A 14031-nucleotide genomic window follows, 5' to 3' on the forward strand; every position below is an offset into this window, starting at 1 on the left:
CGGGGAACACCGAAAGGCGGGGACCATGCCGGACGAGCAGGTGGCGACAGGCGCCGACGGGGCGGCGCCCGCCGTCCGCGTCGAGGGCCTGTGGAAGCGGTTCGGCGAGCAGATCGCCGTCGCCGGCATCGACCTCACCCTCCCCGCCGGGAAATTCATCGGCCTGGTCGGGCCGAACGGCGCCGGCAAGACGACCACCCTGTCGATGGTGACCGGGCTGCTCCGCCCCGATCAGGGCCGGATCGAGGTCGCCGGCAGCGACGTCTGGCGCGACCCGGTCGAGGTCAAGGCGCGGATCGGGGTACTGCCCGAGGGCCTGCGGCTGTTCGAGCGTCTCTCCGGGCGTGAACTCCTCGCCTACAGCGGGCGGTTGCGGGGACTGCCGGGCGAGGAGGTCGACAAGCGCGCCGCCCAGCTGCTCGACGTCCTGGATCTCGCCGGTTCGCAGCACAAGCTGGTCGTCGACTACTCGACCGGTATGCGCAAGAAGATCGGGCTGGCCTCCGCTCTGCTGCACAACCCCGAAGTGCTGTTCCTGGACGAGCCGTTCGAGGGCGTCGACCCGGTCTCGGCCCAGACGATCCGCGGCGTGCTCGAGCGGTACACCGCCTCGGGCGCGACGGTCGTCTTCTCCAGCCATGTGATGGAGCTCGTGGAGTCGCTGTGCGACTGGGTCGCGGTCATGGCCGCCGGCCGCATCGTCGCCCAGGGTCCGCTCGCGCAGGTACGCGGTGACGCACCCTCCCTCCAGAGCGCGTTCCTGGAGCTGGTCGGGGCGAACGGCCGCGACACCGCGCAGTCGCTGGACTGGCTCGGCGGCGGTGCCCGGTGAGCACCGCCCACCTCTCGCGGATCTTCGTCCGGCTGAAGCTGGCGCTGCTGCGCAACGGCCTGCGCCAGTCCTCCACCCGGACCGCCGCCTTCGTCGCCTCCCTCGTGGTGACGCTGCTCCTCGCCGCCGGGCAGTTGCTCGGACTGATCCTGTTGCGCGGCACGGACCACGCGGCGTCGCTGGTCGTCCTGCTGACGGCCGTCCTGGCGCTCGGCTGGGCCGTGATGCCGCTGTTCTTCCCGAGCGGCGACGAGACGCTCGATCCGACGCGGCTGGTGATGCTGCCGCTGCGGCCGCAGCCGCTGGTCTTCGCGCTGCTGGCAGCCTCGCTGGTGGGCATCGGTCCGCTGTTCACCGTCTGTCTGGTGGTGGGGTCGGCGATCGCGCTCGCCCACGGCGCCTTCGCCGTGCTGGTCGCCGTCGTCGCCGTCCCGCTCGCGCTGCTGGTGTGCGTGGCCCTGGCCCGTACGGTCGCGGCGGGCAACATCCGGCTGCTCACCTCGCGCAAGGGCCGCGACCTGGCGTTGCTGAGCGGACTGGTGATCGCGGTCGGCATCCAGGTCGTCAACTTCGGTGCCCAGCGGCTGGGCGAGTCGGGCGGCCTCTCCGCGCTCGACCCCGCGGCGGGGATCGTCCGGTGGATCCCGCCCGCCTCGGCCATTGCCGCGATCGACTCCGCGAGCGACGGCTCGTACGCGGTGGCACTGGAACAGCTCGCCCTGTCGGTGGTGGCCCTGTTCGTCCTGCTGTGGTCCTGGCAGCGCAGTCTGACCAAGCTGATGACGGCGCCGGACGGTTCGACCCTCGCGGCGGCCTCGGAGCCGACGCGCAAGGAGTCGTCGACCGGTCTGCACCGGCTGCTGCCCGAGGGCCGTACGAGCACGGTGATGCAGCGCAGCCTGCGCTATGTGTGGCGGGACCCCAAGACCAAGGCGGCCTGGGTGACGGCGCTGGCGATCGGTCTGATCGTCCCGGTGTTCAACGCTCTCCAGGGCACCGGCTCCCTGTACTTCGCCTGTTTCGCGGCGGGGATGCTCGGCATCCAGATGTACAACCAGTTCGGACAGGACACCTCCGCGTTCTGGATGGTGGCGCAGACGATCTCGTCCACGAAGGACGCGTACGCCGAACTCCGGGCCCGCGCCCTGGCGTTGCTGCTGGTCACCCTCCCGTACACGGTCCTGGTCACCGTCCTCACCGCCGCCCTGCTCGGCAACTGGCGGGCGCTGCCCGAGGTCATGGGCCTGTCCTTCGCCCTGCTGGGCGCCATGCTGGCGACCGGCGCCGTGTCGTCGGCCCGCTTCCCGTACTCGATCCCCCAGGACAGCGCGTACAAGAACGTGGCGCCCGGACAGGCCGGACTGGCCTGGATCTCGATCTTCGGCGGCATGATCTCGGCGGCCGTGCTGTGTGCACCTGTGATCGCTCTGACGGTCTGGATGCACGCGGCGAACAGGGAGTCGAGCCTGTGGGTGCTGCTCCCCGCCGGGGCGGCGTACGGACTGCTGATCGGCTGGGCAGGCGTGCGTGTCGCGGCTCCGCAGACGGCGAACCGGCTGCCGGAGATCCTGACCGCTGTCAGCAAGGGATGACAGGGGGTGACGGCGGCGGCTTCGCACCCGTGACGTAGGTTGACGGCCATGTCGACGCCGCCGCATCAGCCGCCACAGCAGGGGGGTTACGGGACCCCGAACCCCTACGGGGCGCAAAGCCCGTACGGACAGCCGCAGTTCCCGCAGCAGGCTCCGTACCCGCCACACCCCCAGCAGGGGCACCCCCAGCCGGGCTACGGAGGGCAGCCTCCGCATCCTCAGCCGCCGTACACCCAGCAGCCCTACCCCGGGCCGGGCGGACCCGCCGGCTGGGGCGCGCCGCCCCCGCCGAAGAAGAAGAACAACGCGGGCCTGATCGTCGGCATCACCCTCGCGGTCATCGCGGCGGTGCTGGGCCTCTCGTGGTTCGGCAACAACGTCGTCGGCGGTGGCGAGAGCTTCCCTGCCGCGGAGTACCGCCTCACCGTTCCGCCGACGCTGTTGGACGGGAAGTACAAGCTGGCCGACGACCGTTCCGCCGCGACGCAGGACCAGCTGGCGGGCACGAGCGAGAAGACCATCAAGGACGCCAAGTCTGCGGTGGCGCAGTACACATCGGCCTCGGGCACCGGAGTGCTGGTCATCTCCGGTCTGCACGGCCGCATCGCCGACCCGGACGCGGCCCGGGACAAACTGCTCTCGGGCGCCGGGGACGCCGACGGCACCACCGTCGCCGTGCCGGCGAAGGATGTCACTCCGGCAGGATCGGAGGTGCCGGTGAGCTGCCAGGTCGTGGTGACCGAGCAGGCGGGCGGCGGCGGCAAGGCCACGCTTCCCGTGTGCGCGTGGGCGGACGACAACACCAGTGCGTCCGTCGCGCTGGTCACCCCGGAGACGGCCACCAAGTCGCCGGAGGAGATCGACCTCAAGGCCGTCGCCGAGGCGACGGTGAAGGTCCGCGAGGAGACCCGCCGGCCGATCGGCTGACGGGTCTCCGCACGGACGCGGCCGGTCAGTTGGCCAGCAGGCCCTCCAGGACGTGCGCGTCCGGAAGGGGCCTGCGGGCCTGGCCCGGCGCCGGGCAGCGCGGGTCGAGCCGCAGCCTCGCGAGGTCGCGTCCCGCCACGCCCCAGGCGTGCGGGGAGTACCGCTCCCAGGCCAGCTGCGGCGGGTTGTACCAGCCGTCGCCGAGCCCGCCGAGCATGAACTGCGCCTCGGCCAGGTCGGGTCCGAGCCGGTAGACGGAACCGCCGAAGATCGACGCGAACACATGGCCGTCGTGCACGCTGAGTTCGCCGTAGCTCGGCAGCCGGCCCGTCGTGAGCACGGTGCGCGAGGCCAGGTCCATGGCGAACCAGGCGCCCGCGAGCCGCTTGTAGACCCCGTACAGCACCCCGTCGGACACCGCGACGTGCTGAAGGCTGGCGTAACCCTCGATCGGCGTGACCTCCCACAGCACTTCACGCCGTGTCAGGTCGAAGGCGGCGATCGTGGCGCTCGGCCGGGTCGGCGGGACGCTGCCGCCGCCCCAGGTGTCGCCGGCGAGATAGGCGATCCTGTGGCCCCGCCGGTCGTCCAGCGCGAGGGACATCACGCTCTGGTCGGTGATCACGTCCTTGTAGACCGTGATCTTGCGCCGCCGACGGTCGAGCGAGGTCAGCGCACCCTTGAGCAGACCGACCCCGGGTGCCGAGGCCACCAGCAGCAGATCCTGGTCGCGCACATGCGCCATGTCCGTCGGGCGCTGCTGGTCGTGGTCGATGAAGCCGAGCGACCTGACCCTTCCGCGGTCCGGGTCGAGCTCCAGCAGCTCGGTGCTCGGGTACATCGCCGCATACAGCCTGCTGCCCACGACCTGGAGCTGTTTGGGCTCCCCCGCGACGCTGGTGCGCCGGGATGTGCGGGTGCCGCGCGTGGTCGTGCGGTGGGTGGTGATGGAGAAGTGCCCGCCGACGTGCACGACGCCGCGCGATTCGTACGCCATGGACTGCACCGGGTCGGGCCCGGACAGACCGGCGTCGATCAGTTCCACTATCTCCGACTGCTTGCTCTCCAGGTTCAGCCACCAGAGCCGGCCACTGCCCGCCGCGCCGAGCAGTGTCGTCGCGTCGAGCGGGACCAGGGCGCGGTGTTCGTCGCCGGGCGTCGGGGCGGCGACGGGGACGAGGGTGTCGCCGTCGCGCCGGTAGACGGTGCCGGTCGGGCGGCCGACGCAGTACAGCGTGCCGTCCGCCGTCATGGTCATCGCGTCGAGCAGCCGCTCGGCGGCGGGCGTGGCGATCACCTTCGCGTCGCTGCCGTCGGGGGCCATGTCGACGAGGTACTTCGTGAGCGCCGCGATCACCCGGCCGTCACGGGCGATGATCGCGGCCGCGCCGCCGTACGGAGTGGGGGTGATGTTGGTCTTGGCGCCCGTGGTGCGGTCGTAGGCGACGACATAACCGGACGGCAGGGTTCCCGCGTATACGAAACGGTCGTCGGCCGCGATCGCACGGACGTACTGCTGGCCGGCGAAGGCCACGCCGAGATTACGCAGCGTGCCGGTGGTGGGCTTGTACTCCCACACCTCGCCGCGGGGCGAAGTCCCCGCGTAGACCGTGCCGTCGGGCGCGGTCGTCAGACACCAGACAAAGCCGCCGGACGGGCCGATCGTGCCGATGAGCGCGACCTGGCCGGTCGCGGGGTCGAAGCGGTAGATGTCCGGGAACGGATACGTCCCCGCGTAGACGTGCCCGCCCGAGACCGTCGTCGCCCAGCCGCCCTCACCGCGATTGAGCCGCACGGCCCTGGTGAGCGTCTTGGACGGAAGGTCGATCTCGCCGAGCACCGGAGGGTTCTGACCGCGCGCGACGACGTACGCCTTGTCACCGAGAACCGTCATGCCGACGATCGCCGCGGTCAGCGACGCGACGCCGTACATCGCGATCGTGGGGCCCGAGCAGGGATCGCTCGTGCCGGATGCGCCTGCTCTGTCTGCCGCCTCGGCACTCGCCTCGGCGGGGAAAAGGAACTGTCCCGCCACGGATGCCAGGGTGAACCCGGCTCCAGCCTGCAGTAACCGCCTGCGTTCCATGCGTCCTCCCCAGAGAATCGGACCACCGGGACACCATGCCTGGCGGGGCTCCACAGCGGAAGCTGCCGAACGAGCCTCGCGTTTGCGGGCGTCGGATGATCAACGCGGCACGGTGGCACAGGTTACGAATGATCCCGTTTTCTGATGTATTCGAGGGAAACGCCTGACTATGACCGCACTTTCGGGAAGGTCAACGGTCTTTAGAAGGCAACACTTTCCAGTCAAAGCCTGCTGTCCGAAGAAACGTACCGCCATGACATAACCGCAGGTCAAGCAGTAGTTCCTTCTTGAACCACCACAGATCATCCACATAGTGGACGGCGTTATGCGAAGACTCGAACCCGGTGCGAGCTGCCCGAACGGTCATTCGGTCACAGCAGTTCGCACGTATGCGGCCGGAAAGAACCGCCGCATGTGCGTTCACTGTGCGCATGCGCAAGACTCCCGACCGCAATCAACCCCCGAATGCAGGAGATTCACCGATGCGTTACATCCGCAACACGATCGCCACAACTGCCGCCCTGCTGCTGAGCGGTGCCGCCCTCTCCACCGCGCACGCCGCGCCCGCCGCGCCGACCGCGCAGCCGGCCGGTGCCAACAGCCTCTATGCCCCCTCCGCGCTGGTGCTGAGCATCGGCAAGGGCGAGGAGGCGGCGACCGCGACCGTCGAGCGTGCGGTCACCCTCACCTGCACCCCGCGCGCCGACGGCAGCCACCCGGCGCCGACCGCCGCATGCCGTGAACTGCGTGCCGTGGACGGCGAGTTCTCGGCCCTGAAGTCTTCGCCTTCGCACACGATGTGTACGCGCCAGTGGGACCCGGTCGTGGTCACGGCGACCGGCGTGTGGCAGGGACAGCACGTGTCGTGGTCGGAGACGTACGGCAACCGCTGCGAGATGGAGGGCAGCCTCGCCGAGGGCGCGGTCTTCTCCTTCTGACGCTCCGCCTGATCCCGCCGAGCGGTGGGACGTTCGCACAGGCGCCCGGCCAGGAGCCGCGGCCGGCGCCACGTCAGGATCGCGCCGTACGGATGGCCGTGGACGGATCGGACCCCACGGGTCAGGGCGTACGGATCAGGTCTCACGCCTCACCGTGGACGGATCGGGTCCCACGGGTCAGGGCGTACGGACGCCGTCCAGGAACGGCTCGATCGCCGAGCGCCAGCCCTCCGGCTGGTCGTAGTGCACCAGGTGGCCCGCGTCGACCACCTCCGCGTACTCCCCGCGCGGCAGCACCCTGACCATCTCCTGGGACTCGGCGCGGCCCAGTTCGCCGTCGAGACCGCGCACCACCAGGGTGGGGCACTGGACCTGGGCCAGCTCCTCCCAGTGCGCGTCGTGGACCCAGGTCTCCCGGGCCTTGAGCATCTGCCGGCGGGAGAACACCGGACGCCAGCCGTCCGCCCGTTCCGCCATGACCTCGGCGAAGAACTCCCCGCGCGACGGGGTCGGACGCTCCACCCACGGATCGTCCTCGCCGAACCATCTGCGGACGTCCGCGAGCGTCGCGAACGGCACGGGCCAGGCCCGGAACCAGTCGTCCCACTCCCGCTGCGAAGCCGCCCCGAGCGCCGACGCACGCATGTCGCAGATGATCAGCGCCTGGACCAGGTCGGGACGCTTGGCGGCGAGCTGCCAGGCGGTGAGTGCACCCATCGAGTGACCGATCAGGGTCACGGGGGCGAGGTTCAGCTGTTCGACGGCGGCCTCCGCGTCGGCGACGTACGCCTCGCGGGTGAACGGGCCCTCGGGCGGCTTGTCGCTGCGCCCGTGGCCCCGTTGGTCGAGCGCGACCGCACGGTGCCGGTCGGACAGCCAACGGGCCGTGGACGCCCAGTGGGACGCGCGGCCCATCAGGCCGTGCAGCAGTAAGACCCCCGGCGCGGGCTCCGGTTCACCGCTCCCCTTGGGCGGGTCCGCGAACTCCCAGGCAGCCAGGCGTACGCCATCGGCTCCGGTCACATCGATGCGCCGCACCATGTGCCTGGCACCCCCTTCTCTCCCCCGGTCGTCCAGATCGGTCGAAGTACCGCCAGCCTATCGAACTCCTATTCGAAAACAGGGCTCCAGCGCGCAACACCCCTCGTTCGAGTGACCACGCTCAAGGATTGACTTCCGCCGCCGAGGGGAGATCTTCAGCGGGAGGCGGGCCGCTCGGGGAAGACGGTCCGAGGGGACCGACCCTGGGAGCTCGGGGCTCCGGGTCGGAACAGGGGAGGACAGGCCCCGGCGCTCAAGGGCGCCGGGGCCCCTCTGTGGCTCCGGAGCGCACGCACTGCGCCGTTGTGCACACGGGACGTACGAGGGGCGCACCCTGACCTCCCCCTGCCTTCGCCGGCGGGATCCCCACCCCGACCGTGAGTCACATGCCTCTGCCCCAGCGTGGCACGCGATTCGCCCGGGCGCTGCCATTCCGGGCGGAAAACGTCTCCGCGAGGCGGTGAACGGGCCGCCACCGCGCCGCCGGACGCGCCCCCGTCCGCCCCCGCGAGTGGGCTGACGACGGTCACCGGCGCCTTGGTGCCTGCGGGTCGGGCCTGCTGCCGTGCCGCCGTTGCCGGTTGCCCGGCTGCTGTTGTGACCCGCCGCCCCTGACGGGGGCGCGCCGCACGTGCCGGGCCCATGCCTGCGGCCGGCAGGTGCCCCACCGGGCCGCCTCGCGCTGCCAGTTGTGACGGCCGCACCGGCCCTGACGGGCCGACAGGTCGTGGCCGACCGCGCCTGCCGCTGACTCAATCCCGCCTGCCGCGGCGGCCGGATCCACCGCTTCCCCGGCCTTCGCCGGGACCGACCGCCTTCGATGGCCGGGCGTGCCTGCCGCCCGCGTCCGCCCATGCCTCTGGCGGCCGGGTGGCCCTGCCGGGCCTTCCCGCGCCGCCTGTTGTGACCGGCCGAACCGGATACCTGTTCCGGTCGGGCTGTTGTGACCGGCCGAACCGGCTACCCGGCCGGCCTGTGTGTGCGCCCTGCCTACTGCTTTGCCACGAACACGTGCGACGCCACGTCCGCCTGGAGCTCCGCCGCCTCGCCGCTGCTGCCGACCAGCACTCCGCCGGCCGACTCCGTCACGCTCACCACCGAGCCGGGCTGCACGCCCGCCCGTCGCAGCGTGTACATCAGCTGGGCGTCCGTCTGGATCGGCTCGCCGATCCGGCGGACGACCACGGTCTTGCCGTCCGTCCCCGGGTCGAGGTCCGCGAGCGAGACCATGCCCTCGTCGAGGAACGGGTCCGCCTCCGCCTTCTCGCCCAGCTCCTCCAGGCCCGGGATCGGGTTGCCGTACGGCGACTCCGTCGGGTGGCGCAGCAGTTCGAGCACACGCCGCTCGACCGCCTCGCTCATCACGTGCTCCCAGCGACAGGCCTCGGCGTGGACCTGCTCCCACTCCAGCCCGATGACGTCGACGAGCAGACACTCCGCGAGCCGGTGCTTGCGCATCACGCGCGTCGCCAGCCGCCTGCCCTCCTCGGTCAGCTCCAGGTGACGGTCGCCGGCGACCGTCACCAGTCCGTCCCGCTCCATGCGGGCCACGGTCTGGCTGACCGTGGGTCCGCTCTGGTCGAGCCGTTCGGCGATACGGGCGCGCATGGGCACCACACCTTCCTCTTCCAGCTCGAGGATGGTGCGGAGATACATCTCCGTCGTGTCGATCAGTCCGGACATACGTGCCCCTCGATGAAATCGTGATGCGCTGCGGCCCCGGGTCAATTCTTACGCATCCCACTGACAACCGTGCCGTGCCCGGAGAAGCCAAGGGCGGAGCCTGTGGAAAAACTCCGTGAAACCTGTCGGCAGGCCGGTACGGGAGGCCGTATTGACACAGCAATGGTCCAGACCGCAACGTGATCCGCGACGCGGGTATTCCCGCGCCTGTTCCCCACTCCCGGAACCTCCACCCCCGGAAAGGGCTCGGCGATGAGCGAGAGCAAGCTGGCCGGTCAGTTCTTCGACGCCGCGATCGGTCTGCTGCAGCGTGTACGGGACGAGGAGGCGGAGAACATCGCGGCCTCGGGCGAGGCGATCGCCGACGCCATCGCCGCCGGGGGCCGTCTGTTCGCCTTCGGTGCCGGGCACTCGTCGCTGGCCGCGCAGGACGTCGTCTACCGCGCCGGCGGATTCGCCCTGATGAACCTGCTCGCCGTGCCCGGTGTCGTCGGTGTCGACGTCATGCCGGCGACACTCGGCTCCGCCCTGGAGCGCGTGGACGGTCTCGCGGGCGCCGTGCTCGACTCCAGCCCGGCCAGGTCGGGCGACGTCCTCGTGATCATCTCCCTGTCCGGCCGCAACGCGCTGCCCGTCGAGATGGCCATGAACGCGCGGGCGCTCGGGCTCACCGTCATCGGCGTGACCTCGGTCGCGTACGCGCAGGAGACCAGGTCGCGGCACTCCTCGGACACCTTCCTCAAGGACCACTGCGACATCGTTCTCGACTCCAAGATCGCGGTCGGGGACGCGGAGCTCACCCACGAGGGCATCGAGGCGCCGTTCGCACCCGCGTCGACGGTGGTCACCAGCGCGCTGATGCAGGCGACGATGGCGGCGGCCGCGGAACGGCTGGTGGAGAAGGGGATCGAACCCCCGCTGCTGCGGTCGGGGAACGTGGACGGCGGCCATGAGTGGAACGGCCGGGTGATGACGGAGTACGGCGACCGGATCTTCTTCCGGCACTAGGGCTGATCGGCCTTCGTTCGGGCCCGACCGGTGAGGCGGGCCCGCTGGACTAGTGCTCCGGCTTGTCTCCGTCCGTCGTCGAGGCCAGGTCGAGCGCGGCTGCCGTCAGGACCGACATGCTCTCCGCGTAGACCGCGTCCGGGCGTTCGAAAGCCGGGCGGCTGGGGCCGCGCAGGAACGTCACCACGCCCAGCGTGCGGCCCCGGCTGCGCAGGACCGAGCACAGGGCGTGGACCATGTCGCGCGGCCACTGGCGGTCCGTCGACCAGTTCGCGGACGCGGAGGCCGGTGCGCTCGCGCGGACCGAGCCGTTGCGGTCGGCCGCCTGGAGCGCCGGGTGGCCGTGCGGATAGCGAACCGGGATGCCGCCGCCCGCCACCGGGACACACGGTCCGGGCGCGCCCGACGGTGTGGACGCCGTACGGACCAGACGGCGGCCGTCCGGCTCCATCAGGTCGATCAGCGCATGGTCGGCGAACCCGGCGAGCGCGAAGTCCAGATACACCGTCGCCGCCTCCATCGGGTCCTCGCACTCCGCGGCGGCCCGGCCCGCGCGGTGCAGCTGGCTGGAGCGGAAGCGCAGGCGGTCCGCGTCCTGTTCCGCCAGCTTCGCCTCCGTGACGTCCTGGAACAGCCAGCCCACGCCCAGCGGCACCGGTTCCTCCGCGAGCGGCGATGCCAGCCGCAGGAAGCCGCTGCGCCAGCACCGGCGGCGTTCGGTCTCGCCGGCGGGCAGGGTCACCCACACCTCGGTGAGGCCGCGGGCCGCGCCCTCCGCCAGCACATGGTGGAGCGCGCCCTCCAGCTGCTCCACGCCCTGGACGACCAGTTCGCCCAGGGGCCGGCCGAGCGGTGAGGTCCGCCCGGCGCCGAGGGCACGGGCGGCGTAGCCGTTGACGACGGTCGGCCGCAGGTCCACGTCCACCAGGACGACACCCCAGGACGCGTCCTCGAACAGCGCCTCGCTCAGCGCGATCGAACGCTCCAGGTCGATCTGCGCATGGACCTCGCTGAACGCGCAATACACCCCGGCGGGCGCGCCGTCGGCGCCGAGCACGCGCGCCGACTGGGTCCGTACGAGCACCCGGCCGCCGTCCTTGCGCAGCAGGGCGAACTCGTGGACCTGCCGGCCCGGCGTGTCCATCGCGGCCATGAGCCGGCCCTGGACCTCTCCGGCGTCGGCCGTCCGCACCGCCCAGCCGGCGAAGCCGCGCCGTCCGACGGCCTCCTCCGCCGACCAGCCGAGGATCCGTTCCGCCTCGCGGTTCCAGTGCGTGATGGTGGCGTCCGCGTCGAAGGCGCAGAGCGCGGCGTCCATCCCGTCCAGGAGTGCGGCGAGCAGTTCCGAACCGGGCACCGCGACAGGCTCGGGCCCCGTACCGGCACGCTCCGGCTCGTCGGGCCCGAGCGCGTTGGCGGCCTCACTCTTCGAAGCACTCATCCTGTACCCCCTGCAGGACGCGTCCGCGCGAGCTGATGCACGTCAGATCATTCAACTCGAACGTGACTCAGGACACACGCTGTTCCGGCAAATCGTTGCCTGCCGGAAATGCGGGCGTCGGGTGCCGGCCGGACGGCCGACAACGGGGCGGGCAAGCGGCCGGCAACGAAACCGCCCCGGCCGGGCGGATGCCGGCCGGGGCGGAACGTGTCGCGGAGGCGTCAGCCCAGGGTCGCGAGGGCCTGGTTCAGCGTCGCGGACGCCCGCATGACGGCCGCGGCCTTCGCCGGGTCGGGCTGGTAGTAGCCGCCGATGTCGGCCGGCTTGCCCTGCACCGCGAGGAGCTCGTCGACGATGGTCTGCTCCTGCGCGGCCAGCGTCTCGGCGAGCGAGGTGAAGGCCTCGGCGAGCTTGACGTCGTCGCTCTGGCCGGCCAGCTCCTGCGCCCAGTACAGCGCGAGGTAGAAGTGGCTGCCGCGGTTGTCGATGCCACCGAGCTTGCGGCTCGGCGACTTGTCCTGCTCCAGGAACGTCGCCGTGGCGCGGTCCAGGGTGTCCGCGAGGATCTGGGCACGCGCGTTGTCGGTGGTCTGCGCGAGGTGCTCGAAGCTGACGGCGAGCGCGAGGAACTCGCCCAGGCTGTCCCAGCGCAGGTAGTTCTCCTTGACCAGCTGCTGGACGTGCTTGGGCGCCGAGCCGCCCGCGCCGGTCTCGAAGAGGCCGCCGCCGTTCATCAGCGGGACGACGGAGAGCATCTTCGCGCTGGTGCCGAGCTCCAGGATCGGGAAGAGGTCCGTCAGGTAGTCGCGCAGGACGTTGCCGGTGACGGAGATGGTGTTCTCGCCGCGGCGGATCCGGTCGAGCGAGAAGGCGATCGCGTCGACGGGCGACTTGATCTCGATCTGCAGGCCCTCGGTGTCGTGCTCCGGGAGGTACTGCTCGACCTTGGCGATGAGGTTGGCGTCGTGCGCGCGGCCCGCGTCCAGCCAGAACACGGCCGGGTCGCCGGTCGCCCGGGCGCGGGTGACGGCGAGCTTGACCCAGTCCCGGATCGGGGCGTCCTTGGTCTGGCACATCCGGAAGATGTCGCCGGCGCTCACCGTCTGCTCCAGCACGGCGTTGCCGCTGCCGTCGACGACCCGCACGGTGCCCGTGGTGGCGATCTCGAAGGTCTTGTCGTGGCTGCCGTACTCCTCGGCCTTCTGGGCCATGAGGCCGACGTTCGGCACCGAGCCCATCGTGGACGGGTCGTACGCGCCGTTCGCGCGGCAGTCGTCGATGACGACCTGGTAGATGCCGGCGTAGCTGCTGTCGGGGATGACGGCGAGGGTGTCGGCCTCCTGGCCGTCCGGGCCCCACATGTGGCCCGAGGTGCGGATCATCGCCGGCATGGAGGCGTCGACGATGACGTCGCTCGGGACGTGCAGGTTGGTGATGCCGCGGTCGGAGTCGACCATCGCGAGCTCGGGGCCTTCGGCGATCTCGGCCTCGAAGGACTCCTTGATCTTCGCGCCGTCGGGCAGCGACTCCAGGCCCTTGAGGATGCCGCCGAGCCCGTCGTTCGGGCTCAGGCCGGCCGCGGCGAGCGCGGCGCCGTGCTCGGCGAACGTCTTCGGGAAGAAGGCGCGCACGACGTGGCCGAAGACGATCGGGTCGGAGACCTTCATCATCGTGGCCTTGAGGTGCACGGAGAACAGCACGCCCTCGGCCTTGGCGCGGGCGATCTGCGCGGTGAGGAACTCACGCAGTGCACCGACGCGCAGCACGGAGGCGTCCACGACCTCACCGGCGAGTACGGGTACCGACTCGCGCAGCACGGTGGTGCTGCCGTCGTCGCCCGACAGCTCGATGCGCAGCGACCCGTCCTCGGGAACGACGACGGACTTCTCGGTGGAGCGGAAGTCGTCGGCCGTCATGTGCGCGACGTTCGTCTTCGACTCGGAGGTCCACGCGCCCATGCGGTGCGGGTGCGCCTTGGCGTAGTTCTTGACCGACGCGGGGGCGCGGCGGTCGGAGTTGCCCTCGCGCAGGACCGGGTTCACGGCACTGCCCTTGACCTTGTCGTACCGGGCGCGGATGTCCTTCTCCGCGTCGGTCTTCGGGTCGTCCGGGTAGTCCGGAAGCGCGTAGCCCTGCTCCTGGAGCTCGGCGACGGCCGCCTTCAGCTGCGGGATCGAGGCCGAGATGTTCGGCAGCTTGATGATGTTGGCCCCGGGGGTCTTCGCCAGTTCACCCAGCTCGGCGAGCGCGTCGTCGATGCGCTGGCCCTCCTCGAGGAACTCCGGGAAACCGGAGATGATCCGCCCGGCCAGGGAGATGTCACGGCTCTCCACAGTGACCCCGGCCGTCGAGGCATAGGCCTCGATCACCGGCAGGAACGAGTACGTCGCCAGCGCCGGCGCCTCGTCGGTGTGCGTATAGATGATGGTCGAGTCAGTCACCGGGTGCTCCGCTCCACGTCTGCAACATTGCTCGACATCAAG

10 protein-coding genes are annotated in these 14031 nt (G+C 71.0%); 5 read left to right on the top strand and 5 right to left on the bottom strand.

Features of this window, described 5'->3' with window-relative positions; translation table 11 throughout:
- The first annotated feature begins 25 nt into the window (after positions 1-25).
- The 3 genes from ACQPWZ_RS15950 to ACQPWZ_RS15960 are packed head-to-tail and all read left to right on the top strand — an operon-like array spanning position 26 to position 3351.
- Positions 26-832, top strand: a complete 807-nt coding sequence (locus tag ACQPWZ_RS15950; protein WP_313945698.1) for an ABC transporter ATP-binding protein — start codon at positions 26-28, stop codon at positions 830-832.
- Positions 829-2424: a transporter gene (locus tag ACQPWZ_RS15955; protein WP_433571675.1), complete on the top strand. Its 1596-nt coding sequence runs from the start codon at positions 829-831 to the stop codon at positions 2422-2424. Before ACQPWZ_RS15950 ends, ACQPWZ_RS15955 begins: the two co-directional genes overlap by 4 nt.
- A gap of 48 nt (positions 2425-2472) precedes the next feature.
- Positions 2473-3351 carry a hypothetical protein gene (locus ACQPWZ_RS15960; protein ID WP_433571676.1) on the top strand — a complete coding sequence of 293 codons (879 nt, stop codon included), beginning with the start codon at positions 2473-2475 and terminating at the stop codon, positions 3349-3351.
- Between the two features lie 25 nt (positions 3352-3376).
- Here the strand turns inward: ACQPWZ_RS15960 and ACQPWZ_RS15965 are convergent, their stop codons facing one another.
- The gene (locus ACQPWZ_RS15965; protein ID WP_340473737.1) at positions 3377-5386 is read right to left on the bottom strand and encodes a hypothetical protein; all 2010 of its coding nucleotides are present in this window, start codon (positions 5384-5386) and stop codon (positions 3377-3379) included.
- A 533-nt stretch (positions 5387-5919) separates the two neighbouring features.
- Between ACQPWZ_RS15965 and ACQPWZ_RS15970 the strand changes: the two genes are divergently transcribed.
- Positions 5920-6375: a subtilase-type protease inhibitor gene (locus ACQPWZ_RS15970; protein WP_340473738.1), complete on the top strand. Its 456-nt coding sequence runs from the start codon at positions 5920-5922 to the stop codon at positions 6373-6375.
- Positions 6376-6552: 177 nt separating this feature from the next.
- Here the strand turns inward: ACQPWZ_RS15970 and ACQPWZ_RS15975 are convergent, their stop codons facing one another.
- Entirely contained in the window at positions 6553-7416 is an 864-nt protein-coding gene (locus ACQPWZ_RS15975) for an alpha/beta fold hydrolase (protein WP_313945693.1), read from the bottom strand.
- Positions 7417-8406: 990 nt separating this feature from the next.
- Positions 8407-9099, bottom strand: coding sequence for a metal-dependent transcriptional regulator (locus ACQPWZ_RS15980; RefSeq protein ID WP_327683043.1), 693 nt, complete (start codon positions 9097-9099; stop codon positions 8407-8409).
- Positions 9100-9351: 252 nt separating this feature from the next.
- On the opposite strand from ACQPWZ_RS15980, the gene ACQPWZ_RS15985 reads away from it, so the two are divergent.
- Entirely contained in the window at positions 9352-10107 is a 756-nt protein-coding gene (locus ACQPWZ_RS15985; protein ID WP_340473739.1) for an SIS domain-containing protein, read from the top strand.
- A 49-nt stretch (positions 10108-10156) separates the two neighbouring features.
- Here the strand turns inward: ACQPWZ_RS15985 and ACQPWZ_RS15990 are convergent, their stop codons facing one another.
- Together ACQPWZ_RS15990 and ACQPWZ_RS15995 are read right to left on the bottom strand one after the other, a co-directional pair.
- Positions 10157-11548 carry a PAS domain-containing protein gene (locus tag ACQPWZ_RS15990; protein WP_356703908.1) on the bottom strand — a complete coding sequence of 464 codons (1392 nt, stop codon included), beginning with the start codon at positions 11546-11548 and terminating at the stop codon, positions 10157-10159.
- Positions 11549-11769: 221 nt separating this feature from the next.
- A complete protein-coding gene (locus tag ACQPWZ_RS15995; RefSeq protein ID WP_356703909.1) occupies positions 11770-13989 on the bottom strand; it encodes an NADP-dependent isocitrate dehydrogenase in 2220 nt (739 codons plus the stop codon).
- Between the last annotated feature and the right edge of the window lie 42 nt (positions 13990-14031).

The sequence above is a fragment of the Streptomyces sp. CA-251247 genome (genome assembly GCF_050952975.1).
Lineage (GTDB): Bacteria > Actinomycetota > Actinomycetes > Streptomycetales > Streptomycetaceae > Streptomyces > Streptomyces achmelvichensis.

Excerpts from the sequence above, each read along its gene's own strand:
- ACQPWZ_RS15975 (WP_313945693.1), bottom strand. The coding sequence starts at position 7,416 with ATGGTGCGGCGCATCGATGTGACCGGAGCCGATGGCGTACGCCTGGCT.
- ACQPWZ_RS15985 (WP_340473739.1), top strand. The coding sequence starts at position 9,352 with ATGAGCGAGAGCAAGCTGGCCGGTCAGTTCTTCGACGCCGCGATCGGT.
- ACQPWZ_RS15950 (WP_313945698.1), top strand. The coding sequence starts at position 26 with ATGCCGGACGAGCAGGTGGCGACAGGCGCCGACGGGGCGGCGCCCGCC.
- ACQPWZ_RS15970 (WP_340473738.1), top strand. The coding sequence starts at position 5,920 with ATGCGTTACATCCGCAACACGATCGCCACAACTGCCGCCCTGCTGCTG.
- ACQPWZ_RS15990 (WP_356703908.1), bottom strand. The coding sequence starts at position 11,548 with ATGAGTGCTTCGAAGAGTGAGGCCGCCAACGCGCTCGGGCCCGACGAG.
- ACQPWZ_RS15960 (WP_433571676.1), top strand. The coding sequence starts at position 2,473 with ATGTCGACGCCGCCGCATCAGCCGCCACAGCAGGGGGGTTACGGGACC.
- ACQPWZ_RS15980 (WP_327683043.1), bottom strand. The coding sequence starts at position 9,099 with ATGTCCGGACTGATCGACACGACGGAGATGTATCTCCGCACCATCCTC.